This window comes from Streptomyces sp. NPDC047971, assembly GCF_040653355.1.
In the GTDB taxonomy this organism is placed as follows: Bacteria; Actinomycetota; Actinomycetes; order Streptomycetales; family Streptomycetaceae; genus Streptomyces.
This window is the reverse complement of record NZ_JBEZNW010000034.1, coordinates 22544-41385: the sequence shown is the minus strand read 5'-3', so window position 1 is coordinate 41385 and position 18842 is coordinate 22544. Positions and strand designations below refer to the sequence as shown.

The window sequence follows — 18842 nt, the reverse complement described above, 5'->3', positions numbered from 1 at the left end:
CGGTCGCGTCCCGCTCCCCTCCCGGTGGGGGCGGCGCGGCCGGGCGGGTCAGCCGATCGCGGCGACGCGGTCGCGGTACGTGCGGACGGCCGCCGCGTCGCGGTACGGCTCCAGGCGGCGCTCGAAGTCGCGGACGTACTCCACCGCGCGCGCCGAGCGCATCTCGGACGCCTGCTGCGCCGCCTCCGCGCCCAGCGCGCACGCCTGGTCCAGCTCGCCGAGGCCCAGCCGGGCCGTGGCGAGGACCACACGGCAGAAGAGGCGGCTGCGGGCGAAACCCGGCGCGCGCAGCTGGAGGGAGCGCTCGGCGTGCTGCGCCGCCGGGCGGTACTGCTGGAGGTCCCGGTGGCAGTGGCCGAACTCGTCGGCGAGCTGTGCCTCGTCGAAGGGACGCGCCCAGTACGGCACGTCGTCACCGGGCCGCGCCGCCTCGAGCGCCCGCTCCGCCCGGGCGAGGGACGCGCTGCACGCCCGCGCCTCGCCGAGCACCCCGTGCCCCCGCGCCTCCACCGCGTGCAGCAGCGCCTGGACGACGGGCGGCGCCGAGGAGCCCACGCCCTGCTGAGCGACCCTCGCCAGCTGTACCGCCTCACGCCCGTGGCCGAGGTACACCGCCTGCCTGCTCATGGTGATCAGGACGTACGAGCCGTACGCGCGGTCCCCCGCCGCCTGCGCGAGCCGCAGCGCCTGGACGAAGTACCGCTGGGCGAGGCCGTGGGCCGCAATGTCGTACGAGGTCCAGCCGGCGAGCCTCGTCAGGTCGGCGGCCGCGGCGAAGAGGCGCCGGCCGACGGACTCCCCGTACGTGCCGCGCAGCATCGGCTCGGCCTCGTGCTCCAGGTAGCGGACGAGGGCCTGGCGGGCGTGCCCGCCGCCGTAGGCGTGGTCGAGGGTGCGGAAGAGCTCGCCGACGGACCGGAGGGCCGCGATGTCCCCGCTGGAGACCCGCTGCCCGGGGCCCCGGTCGGTGCCGCGCTGACGGGGGACGGCGACCCTGCCCTGCTGCGGCACCCGGGGGTCCTGAACCGGACGGCGCGCCTCGGTGGCGAGCCGTCCCCCCTCCCCGCCCGGACGCGCCTCGGCGCCGTGCCGCCCCTCCGTCACGAGCCGGGCGTCGGATCCGGCCCGCCCCTCGGAGCCGTGCCGGCCCTCGGCACCCAGCCGCCCGCCCGGCGGCCCCATCTCCCCCCGCGCGACCCGCTCGTCGGCCCGGCCGATCAGCCAGTCCCGGCTCGGGACCACCAGCCCGGCCGGCGTGAAGGCGATCTTGCGGAGTTCGACATGGCTGCCGGAGTCCTTCCGCCACAGCCCGCTGACGATGTCGACCGCTTCCTCGGGCGTCGCCGCGAACTCCAGCCCCGCGTAGACGGGGGCGCACGCGTCGAGGCCGAGGTCCTGCGCGGAGAGGCGGCGGCCCAGGCGCCGGGTGAAGACCTCGGCGATCAGGGCGGGAGTGGTGCCCCTCGGCTGCTGACCGCGCAGCCAGCGGGTCACGGAGGTCTTGTCGTACCGCAGGTCGAGTCCGTGCTCCAGGCCGAGCTGGTCCACCCTCCTGGCCAGGCCCGCGTTGGAGAACCCGGCTTCGGCGATGAGCGCGGCGAGCTGGCGGTTCGGGATGCGCTGCGGGGGTCGTTCCGTCATCAGCTGTGCGGTCTCCTGCCTTCCGGGCCCGGGAGCAAGCCCGTACGGACCCTCATGGAACGGCGTGAATTTAGCGGCCCACACCGCCCATACCGCCTCCTAGGCCCCACATTCATCCGATCGTGTGAGGATCGGGGCCATCGCTGACGCAAACGTCCTCGTCACCGGCCTCGCACACCTGCCGGACCGCTTTCCACCGGGCGGCCGTACAGTGGCATGGGCGCGAATGACGCATGGTGCCGAGCCGGCCCCGGGACGATCCCCGGAACCCGCACCGGCACCCAGGAGGAGGCTTTGCCGTGAGTGAGCTGCGATTCGTCCGTCTGGGCTTCGGCGACGACGCCGTCGAGTACCGGGCGGCCTGGGACAAGCAGCGCGAGATCCATGCCGCCCGGTTCGCCGACGAGATCACCGACACCTGTCTGCTCCTGGAGCACCCGCCCGTCTACACGGCGGGCCGGCGCACCGAGGAGAGCGAGCGCCCCCTCGACGGGACGCCGGTCGTCGACGTGGACCGCGGCGGAAAGATCACCTGGCACGGCCCCGGCCAGCTCGTCGGCTACCCGATCATGAAGCTGCCGCGCCCGGTCGACGTGGTCGCCCACGTGCGCCGCCTGGAGGACGCGCTGATCCGCACCGCCGCGGAGTTCGGCGTGGAGACCACCCGGATCGAGGGCCGGAGCGGCGTCTGGGTCCTGGGCGATCCGGTGGAGCGGCGTCCGTCGCTCGGCGGCCTCTCGCTGGACTTCGACCCGCGGCTGAGCGATCCGGAGTTCGACCCCCGGCTCAACGGCCCGGAGTACGCCCCGTCCAACGCCGGCCAGCGCCGCGAGGACCGCAAGCTCGCCGCCATCGGCATCCGGGTCGCCAAGGGCGTCACGATGCACGGCTTCGCCCTCAACGTGAACCCGGACAACGCCTGGTTCGACCGGATCATCCCTTGCGGGATCCGGGACGCGGGCGTGGCCTCGCTGGCGGGTGAGCTCGGCCGGGACATCACGATCGAGGAGGTCCTGCCGGTGATCGAGAAGCACCTGCGGGCCGTCCTGGAGGACGCGGAGCTGAAGCCGCGCGATATCGAGACGTCTCCCGTCGAGGCGCACGCCTAGGGAATGCCGGGCTCTGGCCACAGGTTGCCCAGGCGTAAACAAAACCGCATGAACAACGGGCGTACCCTGGTGTGCGCCGAAGAATCGAAGCTACAGGGAGCCGGTCGTGTCCGCAGTCGCACCCGACGGACGCAAGATGCTGCGCCTGGAGGTCCGTAACGCCCAGACCCCCATCGAGCGCAAGCCCGAGTGGATCAAGACCCGGGCGAAGATGGGCCCCGAGTACACGAAGATGCAGAGCCTCGTGAAGAGCGAGGGCCTGCACACGGTCTGCCAGGAGGCGGGCTGTCCCAACATCTTCGAGTGCTGGGAGGACCGTGAGGCCACCTTCCTCATCGGTGGTGACCAGTGCACGCGGCGCTGCGACTTCTGCCAGATCGACACGGGCAAGCCCGAGGCGCTGGACCGTGACGAGCCCCGCCGCGTCGGCGAGTCGGTCGTCACGATGGACCTGAACTACGCCACCATCACCGGCGTCGCGCGCGACGACCTGGAGGACGGCGGCGCCTGGCTGTACGCGGAGACCGTGCGCCAGATCCACGAGCAGACCGCCGGCCGCGCCGACGGCCGGACGAAGGTGGAGCTGCTCGCGCCCGACTTCAACGCGGTGCCCGAGCTGCTGGCGGAGGTCTTCGCCTCCCGTCCCGAGGTCTTCGCGCACAACGTCGAGACGGTGCCGCGGATCTTCAAGCGGATCCGTCCCGGCTTCCGCTACGAGCGTTCGCTGGACGTCATCACCCGGGCCCGTGACTACGGTCTGGTCACGAAGTCGAACCTGATCCTCGGCATGGGCGAGACCCGCGAGGAGATCAGCGAGGCGCTGCAGCAGCTGCACGCCGCCGGCTGCGAGCTGATCACGATCACGCAGTACCTGCGCCCGTCGGTGCGCCACCACCCCGTGGAGCGCTGGGTGAAGCCGCAGGAGTTCGTGGAGCTCAAGGAGGAGGCCGACGAGATCGGCTTCTCCGGTGTGATGTCGGGCCCGTTGGTCCGTTCGTCCTACCGCGCGGGCCGGCTGTACCAGCAGGCGATGGAGAAGCGCGGCGAGACGGCCGGCACGCCGACCGTGTGAATCGAAGCACAAGTGGTTACCGGCCAGTAGTGGCCGAATTCGTCGCGGCCCGTACGCACCCGCAGGTCAGGGGGTGCGTACGGGCCGCGTCGGCGTTCACGGGTTCGTACGAATGGCCGCATCAACGTTTCATCAGTGTTTGACCACCGAGTCACGCGCTGGTAACACCAATCTGTGAGCCTGGGTTCACACACCGCCACCACGCGAGCGACCACTCTCGCTCAGCCCCCCACCTCATCTCATCCACGCTTGAGGGAGGACCCCGTCATGCAGGCCGCGACCCACGTCCGCGCCACCGCGATCCCGTCCGTCACCGATGCCCTGCGGGCCGTGGAGGCCGTGCTGCTCGGCAGCGGCCAGCGGACCGCCCGCCGCAACGCCTGGAACTCCGTCCTGGAGGACCGGCGCCGGGCCAAGGACCGGGTCGAGGCCCAGCATGTGATGGAGGCGGTGGCTGGTCGCGCCTCGCGGGCCACGTAAACTTCAGGACATGGCGAGGACTGCAAACACGGGCAGCGGTGACGCTGCGAACCAGGGGCGACTGAAGCAGATCGCCCTCACGTACAAGATGACCCGAAAGGCCGACCCGAAGGTCGGGCTTGTCGTCGCGGGCGTGGGCATCGTCGTACTCGGCGTTCTCCTCGCGATCGGCTTCCTGATCGGGCACCCGGTCTACCTGGGCATCCTGGGCTTCATCCTGGCGCTGCTGGCGATGGCGATCGTCTTCGGTCGACGTGCCGAGCGCGCGGCCTTCGGGCAGATGGAGGGCCAGCCCGGCGCGGCGGCCGCCGTCCTGCAGAACGTCGGGCGCGGCTGGACCACGACCCCCGCGGTCGCGATGAACAAGAACCAGGACGTCGTGCACCGCGCGGTCGGCAGGGCCGGCATCGTGCTGGTCGGCGAGGGCAACCCGAACGGCCTGCGGTCGCTGCTCGCGGCCGAGAAGAAGCGGATGGCCCGGATCGTCGTGGACGTCCCGGTGACCGACATCGTCGTCGGCAACGGCGAGGGCCAGGTGCCGCTGAAGAAGGTCCGTACGACCATGCTGAAGCTGCCGCGCGTGCTCTCCGGCCCGCAGGTGACGGCGGCCAACGACCGGCTGCGCGCGATGGGCGACCTGATGAGCAACATGCCGCTGCCGAAGGGACCGATGCCGAAGGGCATGCGGATGCCGCGCGGCGGAAAGATGCGCTGACCCACGTGACGGCGAAGGGGCCCGGAACCGATCGGTTCCGGGCCCCTTCGCCGTACGGGGCTTCTTCGCCGTACGGGGGCTTCCTCGCCCGCCGGACAGCCGGCGCCCTCGGCGTCCTCGCTGTCGTGCGGGCGTCCTCGGCGTCCTCGACGTCGTACGGGCGTCCTCGACGTCGTACGGGCGCCTCGGCGTAGTGCGGGCGTGCTCGTCGTCGTACGGGCGCTTCGGCGTCGTACCGGTGTCAGATCCGGACCTGGACGGCGCCGGAGAGGCGGTCGTGGAGGCCGCGGCCGTCGCGGTCCCAGATGAGGGCCGGGATGGCGAGGCAGACCAGCACGCTGCGGGCGACGACACGGACGAAGCCGAGCCGGCCGCCGTTCACCGACGCGACCCGCAGGCCGAAGATCCGCTTGCCCGGGGTGGAGCCGATGGTTCCGACCGTGAGCACGCTCAGGACGAGCAGGATGAGGAGCGCCCAGTTGCCGGTCGCCTGGCTGTAGCCGTCCGTGACCAGCCCGTATGCGATCACCATGCAGAGGGCCCAGTCGACGGCGAGGGCGCCGATCCGGCGGCCGGGGCGGGCGATCGAACCGGGCCCCTCCTCGGGGAGCCCGAGCTGCTGACCTCGGTAACCGAAGTCGACGCCTGCGTTCTCGGCCGCCGCGCGGGGGCCGGACAGCCATGATCCGAGTGCTTCCCTGTTGTCCACGGGACAACGGTACTGCGCCCGTTTTCGATCACTTCGGCCCGGGTAGGCGAGGAGTTCCGAAGAGCGGACCAGCACCCAGCCCGGTTAACTTGGGCGAAACAAATGGGTCACGCTTGAGAAATCCCGTCTGCCTATGGTCGGGTCCAGCGTGTGCCACCGCACTGGCCGCACGACCGAGCTGCAACCCCGCCCCTCCCCGGGCCGGGAGTAGGAGGAGTTGGATGTTCCAGAACGCCGACGAGGCCAAGAAGTTCATCAAGGACAACGACGTCAAGATGGTCGACGTCCGTTTCTGTGACCTCCCGGGAGTGATGCAGCACTTCACGATCCCGGCGACGGCGTTCGACCCGTCCGAGGAGCTCGCCTTCGACGGCTCGTCGATCCGCGGCTTCCAGGCCATCCACGAGTCCGACATGGCGCTGCGCGCCGACCTGTCGACGGCCCGCCTGGACCCGTTCCGCCGCGACAAGACGCTGAACATCAACTTCTTCATCCACGACCCGATCACGGGCGAGCAGTACAGCCGTGACCCGCGGAACATCGCGAAGAAGGCCGAGGCGTACCTCGCCTCCACCGGCATCGCCGACACCGCCTACTTCGGCCCCGAGGCCGAGTTCTACGTCTTCGACTCGGTGCGCTTCAACACCACCGCGAACGAGGGCTTCTACCACATCGACTCCGAGGCCGGCGCCTGGAACACCGGTGCGGTCGAGGACAACCGCGGCTACAAGGTCCGCTACAAGGGCGGCTACTTCCCGGCCCCGCCGGTCGACCACTTCGCCGACCTGCGCGCGGAGATCTCCCTGGAGCTGGAGAACGTCGGCCTCCAGGTCGAGCGCCAGCACCACGAGGTCGGCACCGCCGGCCAGGCGGAGATCAACTACAAGTTCAACACGCTGCTCGCCGCGGCCGACGACCTGATGCTCTTCAAGTACATCGTGAAGAACGTCGCCTGGCGCAACGGCAAGACCGCGACCTTCATGCCGAAGCCGATCTTCGGTGACAACGGCTCCGGCATGCACGTCCACCAGTCGCTCTGGTCGAACGGCGACCCGCTCTTCTACGACGAGCAGGGCTACGCGGGCCTGTCGGACACCGCCCGCTACTACATCGGCGGCATCCTGAAGCACGCCCCGTCGCTGCTGGCCTTCACCAACCCGACGGTGAACTCGTACCACCGCCTGGTGCCCGGCTTCGAGGCCCCGGTCAACATGGTCTACTCGCAGCGCAACCGCTCCGCGGCCATGCGTATCCCGATCACGGGCTCGAACCCGAAGGCCAAGCGCGTCGAGTTCCGCGCGCCGGACCCGTCCTCGAACCCGTACCTCGCCTTCTCGGCGCTGCTCCTCGCGGGCCTCGACGGCATCAAGAACAAGATCGAGCCGGCCGAGCCGATCGACAAGGACCTGTACGAGCTGGCTCCCGAGGAGCACGCGAACGTCCAGCAGGTCCCGACCTCGCTCCCGGCGGTCCTCGACGCCCTGGAGGCGGACAACGAGTACCTGCAGGCCGGCGGTGTCTTCACCTCGGACCTGATCGAGACCTGGATCGACTACAAGCGCACGAACGAGATCGCCCCGATCCAGCTGCGCCCGCACCCGCACGAGTTCGAGCTCTACTTCGACCTCTAGATCGCGGACCTGTCGACGGCCTGGGCCGCCACCCCCGTTCCGGGGGCGGCGGCCCTCGCCGTTGCCGGGCGGAGACCGGCGAAGGGCTTTCAGCCGTCCGCGCGGAGAAGGTCCGCCTGGGCGACGAGCCACGCGGAGCCGACGACCTCGACGTTGCCGCCCAGCGCCTGGGCCGCGCGTACCAGGGCGTCGGCGGCGGCACGGGGGCGGGGGACGGCGCGGGCGCGGGCGGCCTCGGCGAGTGCGTGGGCAGCCGTCGCTTCGACGGCGCCCGCGATCCCCAGCGACCGTGCCGCCCGCTCGGCGGTCTCGGCCGCCTGCGCGAACTCTCCTTCGCACCAGTGGGCCCAGGCCAGGTTGCAGAGGCAGACGCCTTCCGCGCGGGGGTTCTCCATCAGCGACGCCTCGTCCAGCGCCTCCTGGAGCACGGGCACCGCCTCCGTCGCACGGTCCAGCGCCAGCAGGGCGATGCCCTGGGCGTTCAGTGCGTACGTGATGGCCTCGTGGCTGTCCGCAGCGCGGTAGGCGCGTGCGGTCAGGTCGCCCGAGGCGATCGTCTCCTCCCAGCGTTCGAGTGTCAGGAGCGCGATCGTGCGGGCGTTGCCCGCGCGGGCCTGGGTGAGGAGGTCGCCGGACGTCCGGCCCAGGTCGGCCAGGCGGTCGGCGCTCGCCAGGGCCGTTTCTCCTTGGCCCAGGGAGCTGTGTGCCAGGCTCAGGGACAGGATCGCGTGCACCTCGCCCTCCCTGTCGCCGTTCTCGTGGGCCAGGTCGGCCGCCCTGGCCAGCGGGCCGACCGCCGCGTCGAGGCGGGCGAGCTGCCGGTACGCGTCGCCGAGACCGAACACGGCGTTCTGCAGCGCATGCCGGTCGCCGAGCCGCTCCGCCAGCTCGGCGGCCTCGGTGAACAGCTCGACCGCGTGCTCCATCGGCCCGGCCGTCAGCCTGGCGTGCCCGAAGGAGCCGAGGTGGGCGAGGCGGGCCCGGTCGTCGGTCAGGCGGCCGTCGATGGCCAGGTGCATGGAGATCACCCCGAGCACCGAGCCCTGCCAGACCAGCCACTCCCCCATCTCGCCGAGGACCATCGCGGCGGCGTCGACGTCTCCGGCGCGCACCAGATGGTCGAACTGCCGGCGCAGCGGCCGGACGTCGTCCGCGCTCTGCCAGGCCGCACGGGGCGGGGCGGTGTTCGCGTACCAGTCGGCGATCCGCCGCTCGACGGCCGTGCGGCCCGTCGGGCCGTCCCCGGGCAGCTCGCCGTAGGCCAGGTCGGCGTCCATGGGGTGCAGGGCGAAGGTGCGGTGCCTGCGGTCCACCGACAGCAGGTGGATCCGTACCAGGTGGGCCAGGGTGTGCGCCACGTCGAGCGCGGGATCGAGACCGGCGACGATCGTCCGGATCACCGGGTGGGGTACGGGGGTGCGCAGCGCCGCGAGGACACCGACGACCGTACGGCTGCCGGCGTCGAGCTGGCGGTGGCGGTCCTGGACCAGGCCCTCGACCACGTCACGGCGCTGGGCGTAGTCGGCCAGGACCTCCTGCAGGGTGGGCAGCATCAGGTCGTCGTCGGCCATGGCTCCGACGAGGAGTTCCAGGGCGCGCGGTACCCCGTGCATGCGGACGGCGGCGTGGAGCAGTTCCTCGTCGGACAGGTGCGCGATGCCGAGGGAGCCGTCACGGTCCAGCTCCCGCAGCAGCGCGACGGACTCGGCGGGCCGCAGCCCCTCGGCGAGGTCGATCTGGGCGACGAAGCGGCGCAGTTCGGGGCCGAGGCGTACCGGGATCTGGGTCGTCACCAGGAGGCGGGGGGTCGACCGGGCCCGGAAGAGGCAGTCGAGGAAGAGCGCCACTTCCTCGTCCCTGATCCGGCCGTCGTCGTGGAGGAGGTCCTCGACGTTGTCCATGAGGATCACGAAGAGCCGGTCGCCCATCGCGGCGAACAGCTCGTCGAGCTTCTCCTGGACGGGCAGCTGGGCGGCCCAGGTCTCGTGCAGTCGGGTCCGGTGGTCGCCGCCGAGCAGCTGGGCGCAGTCGAAGTAGAGGCGTTCCAGCGAGATGCCGGAGGTACGGGTGCTGAGGTTGACCAGTCCCGCGGGCGGCGGCGCCTCGGTGTGGCCGGGCCACTCCCCCTGGTCGAGGAGGTCCATGACCTTGGCGGCGAGCGCGCTCTTGCCCATGCCCCGCCGTCCGGTGATCGTCACCATGCGGACGGCGGGATCGCCGAGGTGGCGGCCGATCAGGTCGAGTTCGCGGGTGCGGTTCTTGAACAGCTCGATGCCGTGGGCGACGGGCAGCCCGATCACCCGGGAGCGGGCGGGGGCGCTCGCGTCCGGCTCTTCCTCGTGCGCTCCGTGGAGTCGGGTGCCCGCTTCGGGCAGCGTCCGGGGGTCGTCGATCGCCAGCAGTGCGGCGGGGGCGGTCGCGGGCGGTGCGCCCGCAGGGAGCAGGGCGGCGTCGATCCGGGCGGCGGTCAGCCGTCCGGATCCCTCCCAGCGGTGGTGCTCGGCGACGACGCCGACGATGAGGTCTCCGGCCCAGACCGCCGCGCCCGACATGCCGGACCACGGTGACACCTGCGGGTTGGGGTCGGCTCCGGCGGGTGCGACGGTGATCTCCAGCGTGCCCGTGCGCAGGTTGGACAGGGCGGCGACGGTGCCGTCGGTCTGGTGGAGTTCCCGGAACTGTCCGCCGTCGGGCCTGCGGCGCTGCTTCCACAGCGGGAAGCCCGCGGCGTGGACGGCGATGACGGCGTGGTGGTCCGAGGGGATGCGCCCGAAGGGCGCGGGGGTGACGGCCGGGGCGGTCGACGGCGGTTCGAGGGTGAGGACGGCCACGTCGCTGCCGGCGTCGTACCAGGCCACGTCGGCCGGGGCCTCCCACTGCCCGGGCCGGTCCACGTCGAAGCGGACCCGGGTCGCGGCGGTGTCGGTCACGACGTGCGCGGCGGTGAGCACCGTCGTGTCGGTGACCCGGTAGCCCGAGCCGCGCCGGCGGCCGGTCGGCGTGGTGACGATGACCTCGGCGATGCGGTGCGGGTCGAGTCCGCCGGCGGCGTGCCTGCTGGTGTCGGGCATGGTGGGCTCAGTCCTCACCGAGCAGTTCGTCACCGGAGATCAGCACCGAGCGGTCCGGTGCGTCGGGACGTACGGGCTTGAGGGTGAGGGTGAGCCGCTGGGTGTCGGTGGTCGCCTGCCGCGCGGTGGCTCCGGCGTCGAACACCCAGAACCGGACCTTCACTCCCGGTTCCCGGCTCCGCTCGACGCCGACGGTCAGCTCCAGCTCGATCTGTTCCGCCTGGAAGCGCAGGTCGGTGCCTTCGCCTTCCGCCATGGCGCGGCTCAGGTCCTGGCGCAGCTGCGCGATGATGTCCGCCAACTCCACGGCGTTGTCCACCGGTGTGCCCCCTCGTCCCCCGTCGCCCCGGGGCCTGTCGCTCCTGGGCTCGAACGGCCTTGCGTCTAGGCGGAGATCATATCGGCGGGGGCGGCCGGGGGCGGCTCGACGATCGGCACCGGATCCTCGAACGGGCTGTACGGAGGGCGAGTTGGCCGGACGGGGCCGCCACCCCCGGTCAGGGTGGCGGCCCCGTCCGGGCCGGATGCCGTGGACGGGTCAGCGACCGTAGCGGATCAGGGCGCGGACCATGCGGCAGGTGGTGTCGGACGGCGGGTGGATGCCGAGCAGTTCGGCCGTGGTGCGTATCTTCGCGTTGTCGGCGCGCGCGGGGTCGTGGACGCCCGCGTCGAGCAGGACGATCGCGAGGCGCATGGCCTTCAGCCGGCGGTTGTGGGCGATGTACCACTCCCGGGGTCGGCCCGCGGGGAGCGGCCTCTTCTGGAGGGGCTTCCAGGGTTCGAGGGACGGTGTCCGGATCACGGCGAGAGCCATGGGCGACCTCCTGGCGAAAGCTGGGTGCGGGCCCTCCCCGGGACCCTCACCTTCACCCCCTATTTTAGGTGCCCCCACTGACAATCGCCCCTGGCCAGACAGGGTTTGGGGGGTGGTGGAGCGAGGTGGAGGGGGTACCGTGTGGCGCATGGAGATCTGGATCAATCCCGCCTGTTCCAAGTGCCGCAGTGCGATCGGTCTGCTCGACGCGGAGGGCGCCGAGTACACCGTGCGCCGCTACCTGGAGGACGTGCCGGACCCGGACGAGATCCGCGCCGTTCTTCGGCGGCTCGGCCTCGAACCGTGGGACATCACGCGGACCGGCGAGGCGGACGCCAAGGAGCTGGGCCTGAAGGACTGGCCGCGGGACGAGGCGAACCGGGACCGGTGGGTGGAGGCGCTCGCCGCTCATCCCAGGCTGATCCAGCGGCCGATCATCACGGCGGAGGACGGCACGGCCGTGGTGGGCCGGACGGAGGAGGCGGTGCGGGACGCGCTGTCGCGCTGATCCCGGCGGCCTCACCCGGACACGCCGTCCCGCTGATCCCGGCGGCCTCACCCGGACACGCCGTCCCGCTGACCCCGACGGCCACACCCGGACACGCCGTCCCGCTGACCCCGACGGCCTCACACCGCCGTCAGGAAGCCCGCGACGCGTTCGTACGTCTCCGGCGGGGCGCCCACCGGCAGGGTGTGGTGCGTGGCACCGGGCAGTGTCGCCGTCTCCAGGTGGGGGACGGCCGCCCGCGCCCTGGCGGCGACCTCGGCGACGTCGTGGGCGCGCCCGCGCTCGGCGAGCAGGAGCAGGGTCGGCGGCTTCAGGGTGCTCAGTCGCGCGGGAGTGGGGCGGGGGCCGGTGACCGGGCGGGCGGCAGGGAAGTCCGCGGCCAGTGCGTGCAGGTGCCGCCACCGCGGGTCGAGGTCCGCGCCGCCCGTCTCCCACCGCAGGAACGCGGCGTTCCGTGCCGGGGTCGGGCGCAGCAGGAGCGGCAGGGCACGGAGCAGGTAGCGCGGGCTGAAGCCGGCGAAGCAGTTCGTGGGGTCGAGGAGGACGAGCCGGTCGACGCGGTCCGGGGCCGTCAGGGCGTACCGGAGTGCGATCCAGGCTCCGTAGGAATGGCCCGCCAGGCGGGCGGAGCGCAGCCCGAGGGCGTCGAGGAGGCTGCCGAGCCAGGTCGTCAGATCGTCGGTGGTGCGGAGGGGGCTGCCGTCCCGCGGGACGCTGCGGCCGGGTTCCCCGATCAGGTCGACGGCGTGGACGCGATGTGTCCGGCCCAGTGCGGCGGCCATGGGGTACCAGCCGGTGGCGGTGGCGCCGCCGCCCGGCAGCAGCAGGACGGGCGGGGCGCCCTCGGGCCCGTGGCTGATGAGATGGGTCGTGCCGTGTGCCGTCGTGAGGGTGGAGGTGGTGGTGCCGGCGGGCCAGCGGGCGAGGACCGCGTCATAGGCGGCGAGGAAGGCTCCGGAGACGGCGACGGGCATGACGGAGGACCTCTCGCTCGACGATAATCTCGCTGAACGAGATAATAGACAGAAGGGCGGCGGAGTGACAGACACACCGGAGCTGCGGATCTTCCATCTGCTGCGTGCGGTCACGGTCGAATTCGGCCTGCGGCAGGGCGAGTTCGCCGATCGCCACGGCATGCACGCCACAGACGTCCGGGCCCTGATCCACCTCCTGGACGCCGAGCGCGCGGGGACGGACGCGACCGCCGGATGGCTCGGCGCACAGCTCGGTCTCCACTCCGCGGGGACGACCTCCGTGATCGACCGGCTCGAACGGCTCGGTCACGTCGCCCGGTTCCGGGACGACCGCGACCGCCGCCGCGTCCTGCTGCGGGTCGAGGAGAGCGCCAAGGAGCTGGGCCGGACGTCCTTCGGGCCGCTGATCGACCGGACGGTCGCGCTGCTGGACACCTTCGACGAGGCCGAGGTGGAGACCGTACGGCGGTTCCTGACGGGCGTACGGGAGATCATGTCCACCGCCGGGCCCGGAACGACGCAGGGGTAGGGATGTCATGGTCGCCGTGTACGCATCGGCTCCGGGCGGTGTCGCCCGTGTCGCCGCCGGCCCCGCGCTCCCCGAGAGCGCCGTGGCCGCCGTCCCCCACGCCGCCGCCGGAGCGGACGCGTGAGCGAGGGGAGTGAGGTCGCCGAGGTCCTCGGCGTCGATCTGCATCTGGAGCTGGGCGGGGCGGGCAGCCGGCGGGCCGCGCTGATCCGCGCGTTGCGCGAGGCGGTACGGAGCGGGCGGCTGGCCGCGGGAACGCGCCTGCCGCCCTACCGGTCGCTCGCCGCCGATCTGGGGGTCGCCCGCAACACCGTCGCCGACGCGTACGCGGAGCTGGTCGCCGAAGGGTGGCTCTCCTCCCGGCAGGGATCGGGGACCCGGGTCGCCGGGCACGTCGCGGCCCCGGAGCCGGAGGGAACGCGGGAGGAGACCGTACGGGCGCTGCCGTACGACCTCGTCCAGGGCAAGCCCGATCCGGCCGCCTTCCCCCGTACCGCCTGGCTCGCCTCGGCGCGACGGGCGCTGACGGCCGCGCCGAACGACGCCTTCGGCATCGGCGATCCGCGGGGGCGGGTCGAGCTGCGCGGGGAACTCGCCGCCTATCTGGCGCGGGTGCGCGGAGTGCGGACCGGCCCGGACCGGATCGTCGTCTGCTCGGGCGCGGCCCATGCGCTGCGGCTCCTCGCCCGGGTCGTCGCCGGGCGCCCCTGGGCGGTGGAGGCGTACGGGCTGCCCTTCCACCGTGGGCTGCTCGCCGAGGCTGGGGTCCGTACCGTGCCGGTGGCCGTGGACGAGGAGGGAGCACGCGTCGACGGGATCCAGCGCGGCTCGGGCGCCGTCCTGCTCACGCCCGCGCACCAGTTCCCGACGGGCGGGCCGCTGGGTCCCGAGCGGCGGGCGGCCGTCGTGGACTGGGCGCGCAGGACCGGCGGACTCGTCCTGGAGGACGACTACGACGGGGAGTTCCGCTACGACCGCCGGCCCGTGGGAGCCCTCCAGGGTCTCGACCCCGACCGGGTGGCCCTCATCGGGTCCGTCAGCAAGAGCCTCTCCCCCACGCTCCGCATCGGCTGGATGGTGCTGCCGGGCGCGCTGGTGGACGGTGTCGTGGCGGCGAAGGGCGAGCGCGAGCCGTACTCCTCCGCCACCGAGCAGCTCACTCTCGCCGACTTCCTCGCCTCCGGCGCCTACGACCGGCATGTGCGGCGGATGCGGCGTCACCATCGCGGGCGCCGCGACCGACTGGTGGCGGTCCTCGCCGAGCGGGTGCCGCGGGTACGGGTGACGGGGATCGCGGCCGGGCTGCACGCGGTGGTGGAGCTTCCGCCGGGGACGGAACGCGCGGCGCTCGCGGCGGCGGAGCGGCACGGGGTCGCCGTGGAGGGGCTGAGCGGGTATCAGCATCCGGACACGGCGATTCCGTCGGACGAGGACGGGCGGGAGGGGCCGGCGGGACGGGACGGGCTGGTCGTGGGCTATGCGACCCCGCCCGAGCGGCTGTACGGCGGGGCGCTCGACGCCCTCTGCAACGCCCTTGATTCCGCACTGCGTTGAGCAGAACCGGCGGGCACCTCGTATCTGACGCCACAGGAACCGACAGGTAACGAACGGAGCCTCACGTGTCACGCAGGAAAACGCTCAGCCGGAAGAAGAAGATCGCGCTGTTGGCGGGTGCCCTCGTCCTCGCCGGGGGCACGGCGGTCGTCGTGGCCGGTACGAGTCAGGCGTCCGTGGCCTGCGACGGCCTGGCCACGGCGCTCGCCAACAACGAGCGCTTCATCGCGGACCAGCGCGCCAACCCGGACGCGCTGTCGCAGGCGCGGATCGCCAACCGGGAGGCGGTGATCGCCGAGATCCGGCGCAAGCAGGCGGCGTCGGGGTGCGGGGGCGACGCCGAGGCGGCCCCGCCGGCGCAGACGGCGCCCCCCGCCGCGCCGCCCACCGAGGCCGCGCCACCGGCTGAAGCCGCGCCGCCCACCGAGGCCGCGCCGCCCACCGAGGGCGGGAACGGCGGGGGCGGGAACGGCGGGGGCGGGGCCGGGGAGGTCGTCTGCGCCGGTTCCACCGTGACGCTCTCCGGCGAGGGCGGTGCCCCGGCCGCGTCCAGCAACCAGTTCCCGATCGGAACGCGCCTCAAGGTGACCAACCTCGACAACGCGCAGTCGACGACGGTCGAGGTCACCTCCGTCTCCGGCAGCTGTGTGCTCCTCAACAACGCGGCCTTCGAACAGGTCCGTGAGCCCGGCAAGTTCCTGATCCGCAAGGCCCGGATCGAGCGGGTCGGCTAGCGGCGGTCGGGCCCGGCGCGGCGGGACGCGCGCGGAGCCGGTGCCGGGCCTCAGCCGGTGGGTGTCCCGGGGCCCGTCGCCTCTTCCGCCAGGGCAAGGATCTCCGTGAGCCGCACGCCGAACCGGGCGTCGCAGGCGTGCGGCACACCGGTCCGGGCCGAGTCGACGAGCGCGTCCACCGCGGCGGCGAACGCGCCCAGGGCGCCGTCCCACGCCGGCAGCGTCGCCCGGCCGCGCTCCCCGTGCAGGGTGAGCGCGGCCTCCGCCGCCTCGGCCGGGGCCGAGAGGGTCAGCGTCGCCGTGCTGCTCGCGCCCGAGGTGTGCCGCAGGACCAGGTGACTGGTGTCCCCCTGGCCCCGTACCGACGTCACCTCGGTGACGTCGCCCAGCACCGGCAGGTACACGGAGAGCACGTGCGGGCCGACGTCCCAGAGGCCGCCCTTGTCGCGCCGCCACGGCGACTGCGCGTACGCGCTCCGCGATCCGGGGCCGTACAGCGAGCCGAGCCAGTGCGCCTCGCCCAGGAACCAGCCGCCGGCCGCCGCCTGCTCCTCGATCCACCGGGCCGTCGGCTCGGCGAACCTCAGCGTGCAGAAGACCACCGAAGCGACCCCGGCCCTCTCCGCCGCCTCGGCCACCTCACGGGCCGCCGCCGGCGTCGTGGCCACGGGCTTGTCCAGCAGCAGATGGCATCCGGCGGCCGCCGCCCGGACGGCGAGCGGTGCCTGTACGTCCGGGGGCAGGGCGAACGCGACGGCGTCGCAGGCCGCGAAGAGCGCGTCCACGTCCTCGTACGCGGTCGCCCCGGACGCGGCGGCGATCTCGGCCGCCGCCTCGGGCCGCCGGCCCCACACCCCCACGAACTCGACGCCGTCGTGCGCGGCGAGCGCGGGCGCGTGCGCGCGGGCGGCCCAGGGGCCGGTGCCGAGGAGGCCGATACGGGGCTTCACACCCGAGTGCTTGGTCATGGGCCCAGTCTGCCGGTCGCCGCCGACGACGGGGTCCGCAAATCCACTGGCCCCCCGCCCCGCCCCTGGTGTTACGTTGCGTCCGCCGGCCGCGGGACTCCGGTGCGACTTCCGGGACCTGCCTTTGCAGCAACGTTTTCGCTGTTCGCTCCCCCATTCCCCGGCCGGCACCCATGCCACTGCGAGGGAACCCATGACCACGCCGACGGACACGCTCTCCGACCTCATCGCCGCCGAGGACGTCCTGCTCTTCGTCAACGCGGCCGTCACCGCCACCGGGCAGCGGGAGTTCCGCTCGTCGGCCGGCGAGCAGCGGCTGTCCCTCGCCTTCCTCCACGAGTACGTCCGCGTCAACTACCGCCCGGTGTACGCGGCCGCCCTCGCGCTCGACATCAACGACCACAACGCGGCGACGATCGTCGAGCAGTTGCTGCGCACCGCCGACGAGGCCGGCGGTCCGGAGGAGAAGCGGGCCGAAGGGCGGCTGATCGCCGCACGGCTCGGGCGGATGCCCCCGCAGCGGGTCTACCGGCTGTTCCACGCGCTGCGCGCCGCGAAGGTCAACAACCGCCGCACGCGCGCCATCGTCCGCGGTCCGTACGGCGGGACCTGGGGCCGGGTCGCGGCGGTCCTCGACGACAGCTACTCCGCCTCCGGATCGGCCGTGAAGCGGCGCCGTCCCCTGGCGGTCGCCCTGGGCTGCCACTTCCTCCTCGACGCGCTGGCGGCACCGGGGGCGTACTCCGCGTACTGGACCTCGGGGGCGACCGATCCGCTGCTCGTCCGGCCGTGGGGGCCGACCCCGCTGGGGGCGAGGATCCTCGACGCCCTGGAGGGCCCGGCCGTCGTCGACCGGCTGGTGATCGTCTCGGACGGCTGGGACAACGCGCCGCCGGGGCTCGCCGGCGAGGTGCTGCGCGTCTGGCGTACCCGGCTCGATCCCGAGCGCCGGACGAGCGCCGTCCATGTGAACCCCGTATACGACGCGGCCGGTTTCGACGTGCGCAGGCTGGCGCCGAGCGTGCCGACGGCCGGGATCCGGGACGCGGAGGACCTGGCCGCGCTGGTGGAGATCGCCGGGTTCGCCGAGGGGCGGACGGGGCTGGCGGACCTGCTGGCCTTTCTGGACCGGAGGGTGGAGCTGTTCCTGAAGGAGGCGTCGCGATGACCCGGATCGATCTCACCGGTCTGGAGGTCCGCCCCGCGCAGGTCTGGGGCGGTGTCCGGCTGGTCCCGCTCGTCAGGGCGGAGCCGGCGGAGGGTCTGCGGCTCCACCGCGAGCTGTACGGGGCCGGCGGCGTCGTCGCGCTGGGGGACCGTACGACGTACACCTCGTACATCCCGCACGGCTTCGTCGCCGACTGGTCCGGGGACGGCGCGGAATCGGCCGCGTACGGGACCCGGCTGGGTGACGACGAGCCGCGCACCGTTCCGGTGCGCCGCCACCACCGGCTCGCCAAGCGCCGGTACAAGAACGGGCAGGCGGAGAAGAGGTTGCGCTTCCTCCCTCTCCACCTCGCCCTGGAGGGCTATCTGGCGCTCCATTTCGGGGGCCCGTCCGTCGTCTGGGACGAATGGTCCCAGCAGGCGGTACGACAGGGGCTGTCGCCCCGGGCCGAGGCCGCGTACGCGGGGTGGAGCGTGCCGGGGCTCGCGGAGGCGCTGCGGATCTTCGAGATCCATCCGGGGCAGTGCGGGCTGATGCTGTACGTCGCCGACGCGCCGGCCGCCGCGTTCGTCGTTCCGCACCCGGAGGACTACCGCGTCCTCCACCCGACGCTGGTCGAGGACCTGTACGGGGAGCTCGTCCACCAGTACGCCTTCTACGGCGCCCCGGTGCCGGAGTTCACGGCACGGATCCGGGACGAGGCCGGTTCGGTCCGCACCCTCGCCGATCTGCGGGCGGCGGCCCGCGCGCAGGAGCGGTCGTGGGCCGAGGCCCACGACGGGCTGATGGCCCGGGACCTGCTGGGGACGTCGTACGCCTTCGAGCGGGTGTACCGGATGGATTCCTACACTCTGTACCGCTTCCTCCCTCCGTTCCAGCGGGCGGGCCAGGAGCAGCACATCGGCGAGCTGATCACCGACCGCAAGGGCCGGACGCTGTATCTGAAGACCTTCCGGCTCTCCGAGAACCAGATCAGGCGGGGCCATCTCCTCCACCGTCTCGCGGACTGCGACTGGCATCCGGGCCGCGCGGCGGAGGCGCTCGGAACGACGTATGCCGAGCTCGTACGGCGTGTCGAGAACGCCGGCCTCGGCGCGCTCCTGAACAGCCACGTGGTCGCACAGCGGCTCCGCGAAAAGCAGGAAAGCTGAGTAACACGGGGTTC

The 18842-nt window shown here is 72.8% G+C and carries 18 protein-coding genes; 11 read left to right on the top strand and 7 right to left on the bottom strand.

Annotated elements, in window-relative coordinates:
• Positions 1 to 48: 48 nt before the first annotated feature.
• Entirely contained in the window at positions 49 to 1641 is a 1593-nt protein-coding gene (locus AB0D99_RS27060) for a regulator (protein WP_362367514.1), read from the bottom strand.
• Between the two features lie 299 nt (positions 1642 to 1940).
• Here AB0D99_RS27060 and lipB point away from each other — a divergent pair, with 299 nt between their 5' ends.
• The 4 genes from lipB to AB0D99_RS27040 all read left to right on the top strand — a co-directional run bounded on the left by lipB (position 1941) and on the right by AB0D99_RS27040 (position 5017).
• Positions 1941 to 2750 carry a lipoyl(octanoyl) transferase LipB gene (gene lipB, locus AB0D99_RS27055; RefSeq protein ID WP_362367511.1) on the top strand — a complete coding sequence of 270 codons (810 nt, stop codon included), beginning with the start codon at positions 1941 to 1943 and terminating at the stop codon, positions 2748 to 2750.
• Between the two features lie 106 nt (positions 2751 to 2856).
• The gene (gene lipA, locus AB0D99_RS27050; RefSeq protein ID WP_362367508.1) at positions 2857 to 3822 is read left to right on the top strand and encodes a lipoyl synthase; all 966 of its coding nucleotides are present in this window, start codon (positions 2857 to 2859) and stop codon (positions 3820 to 3822) included.
• Positions 3823 to 4089: 267 nt separating this feature from the next.
• Positions 4090 to 4302: a hypothetical protein gene (locus AB0D99_RS27045; protein ID WP_362367505.1), complete on the top strand. Its 213-nt coding sequence runs from the start codon at positions 4090 to 4092 to the stop codon at positions 4300 to 4302.
• A gap of 10 nt (positions 4303 to 4312) precedes the next feature.
• Positions 4313 to 5017: a DUF4191 domain-containing protein gene (locus AB0D99_RS27040; RefSeq protein WP_362367502.1), complete on the top strand. Its 705-nt coding sequence runs from the start codon at positions 4313 to 4315 to the stop codon at positions 5015 to 5017.
• Between the two features lie 241 nt (positions 5018 to 5258).
• Here AB0D99_RS27040 and AB0D99_RS27035 read toward each other — a convergent pair whose 3' ends face one another.
• Positions 5259 to 5726 carry an RDD family protein gene (locus AB0D99_RS27035; RefSeq protein WP_362367499.1) on the bottom strand — a complete coding sequence of 156 codons (468 nt, stop codon included), beginning with the start codon at positions 5724 to 5726 and terminating at the stop codon, positions 5259 to 5261.
• 221 nt (positions 5727 to 5947) lie between these two features.
• Here AB0D99_RS27035 and glnA point away from each other — a divergent pair, with 221 nt between their 5' ends.
• Entirely contained in the window at positions 5948 to 7357 is a 1410-nt protein-coding gene (glnA, locus tag AB0D99_RS27030; RefSeq protein ID WP_362367496.1) for a type I glutamate--ammonia ligase, read from the top strand.
• An 89-nt stretch (positions 7358 to 7446) separates the two neighbouring features.
• Here glnA and AB0D99_RS27025 read toward each other — a convergent pair whose 3' ends face one another.
• The 3 genes from AB0D99_RS27025 to AB0D99_RS27015 form a co-directional block, all read right to left on the bottom strand.
• Positions 7447 to 10428, bottom strand: coding sequence for a trypsin-like peptidase domain-containing protein (locus tag AB0D99_RS27025; protein ID WP_362367493.1), 2982 nt, complete (start codon positions 10426 to 10428; stop codon positions 7447 to 7449).
• Between the two features lie 7 nt (positions 10429 to 10435).
• Complete coding sequence (locus tag AB0D99_RS27020) at positions 10436 to 10747, bottom strand: trypco2 family protein (RefSeq protein WP_362367490.1); 312 nt, start codon at positions 10745 to 10747, stop codon at positions 10436 to 10438.
• Between the two features lie 219 nt (positions 10748 to 10966).
• Positions 10967 to 11242 (bottom strand): hypothetical protein, encoded by a 276-nt coding sequence (locus tag AB0D99_RS27015; protein WP_362367487.1) that lies wholly within the window; start codon positions 11240 to 11242, stop codon positions 10967 to 10969.
• Positions 11243 to 11390: 148 nt separating this feature from the next.
• On the opposite strand from AB0D99_RS27015, the gene AB0D99_RS27010 reads away from it, so the two are divergent.
• Complete coding sequence (locus AB0D99_RS27010) at positions 11391 to 11750, top strand: arsenate reductase family protein (RefSeq protein WP_362367484.1); 360 nt, start codon at positions 11391 to 11393, stop codon at positions 11748 to 11750.
• A gap of 119 nt (positions 11751 to 11869) precedes the next feature.
• Here AB0D99_RS27010 and AB0D99_RS27005 read toward each other — a convergent pair whose 3' ends face one another.
• Complete coding sequence (locus AB0D99_RS27005; RefSeq protein WP_362367481.1) at positions 11870 to 12724, bottom strand: alpha/beta fold hydrolase; 855 nt, start codon at positions 12722 to 12724, stop codon at positions 11870 to 11872.
• 64 nt (positions 12725 to 12788) lie between these two features.
• On the opposite strand from AB0D99_RS27005, the gene AB0D99_RS27000 reads away from it, so the two are divergent.
• The 3 genes from AB0D99_RS27000 to AB0D99_RS26990 all read left to right on the top strand — a co-directional run bounded on the left by AB0D99_RS27000 (position 12789) and on the right by AB0D99_RS26990 (position 15541).
• Positions 12789 to 13253, top strand: coding sequence for a helix-turn-helix domain-containing protein (locus AB0D99_RS27000; RefSeq protein ID WP_362367478.1), 465 nt, complete (start codon positions 12789 to 12791; stop codon positions 13251 to 13253).
• Positions 13254 to 13373: 120 nt separating this feature from the next.
• A complete protein-coding gene (locus tag AB0D99_RS26995) occupies positions 13374 to 14807 on the top strand; it encodes a PLP-dependent aminotransferase family protein (protein WP_362367476.1) in 1434 nt (477 codons plus the stop codon).
• A gap of 65 nt (positions 14808 to 14872) precedes the next feature.
• Complete coding sequence (locus AB0D99_RS26990) at positions 14873 to 15541, top strand: hypothetical protein (RefSeq protein ID WP_362367473.1); 669 nt, start codon at positions 14873 to 14875, stop codon at positions 15539 to 15541.
• Between the two features lie 50 nt (positions 15542 to 15591).
• Here AB0D99_RS26990 and AB0D99_RS26985 read toward each other — a convergent pair whose 3' ends face one another.
• Positions 15592 to 16509: a Gfo/Idh/MocA family oxidoreductase gene (locus AB0D99_RS26985; protein ID WP_362367470.1), complete on the bottom strand. Its 918-nt coding sequence runs from the start codon at positions 16507 to 16509 to the stop codon at positions 15592 to 15594.
• 193 nt (positions 16510 to 16702) lie between these two features.
• Here AB0D99_RS26985 and AB0D99_RS26980 point away from each other — a divergent pair, with 193 nt between their 5' ends.
• Positions 16703 to 17677, top strand: coding sequence for a hypothetical protein (locus AB0D99_RS26980; protein WP_362367467.1), 975 nt, complete (start codon positions 16703 to 16705; stop codon positions 17675 to 17677).
• Entirely contained in the window at positions 17674 to 18828 is a 1155-nt protein-coding gene (locus AB0D99_RS26975; RefSeq protein WP_362367464.1) for a hypothetical protein, read from the top strand. Before AB0D99_RS26980 ends, AB0D99_RS26975 begins: the two co-directional genes overlap by 4 nt.
• Positions 18829 to 18842 lie beyond the last annotated feature (14 nt).

Excerpts from the sequence above, each read along its gene's own strand:
- AB0D99_RS27060 (WP_362367514.1), bottom strand. The coding sequence starts at position 1,641 with ATGACGGAACGACCCCCGCAGCGCATCCCGAACCGCCAGCTCGCCGCG.
- AB0D99_RS27045 (WP_362367505.1), top strand. The coding sequence starts at position 4,090 with ATGCAGGCCGCGACCCACGTCCGCGCCACCGCGATCCCGTCCGTCACC.
- AB0D99_RS27040 (WP_362367502.1), top strand. The coding sequence starts at position 4,313 with ATGGCGAGGACTGCAAACACGGGCAGCGGTGACGCTGCGAACCAGGGG.
- glnA (WP_362367496.1), top strand. The coding sequence starts at position 5,948 with ATGTTCCAGAACGCCGACGAGGCCAAGAAGTTCATCAAGGACAACGAC.
- AB0D99_RS27025 (WP_362367493.1), bottom strand. The coding sequence starts at position 10,428 with ATGCCCGACACCAGCAGGCACGCCGCCGGCGGACTCGACCCGCACCGC.
- AB0D99_RS27015 (WP_362367487.1), bottom strand. The coding sequence starts at position 11,242 with ATGGCTCTCGCCGTGATCCGGACACCGTCCCTCGAACCCTGGAAGCCC.
- AB0D99_RS27010 (WP_362367484.1), top strand. The coding sequence starts at position 11,391 with ATGGAGATCTGGATCAATCCCGCCTGTTCCAAGTGCCGCAGTGCGATC.
- AB0D99_RS27005 (WP_362367481.1), bottom strand. The coding sequence starts at position 12,724 with ATGCCCGTCGCCGTCTCCGGAGCCTTCCTCGCCGCCTATGACGCGGTC.
- AB0D99_RS26985 (WP_362367470.1), bottom strand. The coding sequence starts at position 16,509 with ATGACCAAGCACTCGGGTGTGAAGCCCCGTATCGGCCTCCTCGGCACC.
- AB0D99_RS26980 (WP_362367467.1), top strand. The coding sequence starts at position 16,703 with ATGACCACGCCGACGGACACGCTCTCCGACCTCATCGCCGCCGAGGAC.
- AB0D99_RS26975 (WP_362367464.1), top strand. The coding sequence starts at position 17,674 with ATGACCCGGATCGATCTCACCGGTCTGGAGGTCCGCCCCGCGCAGGTC.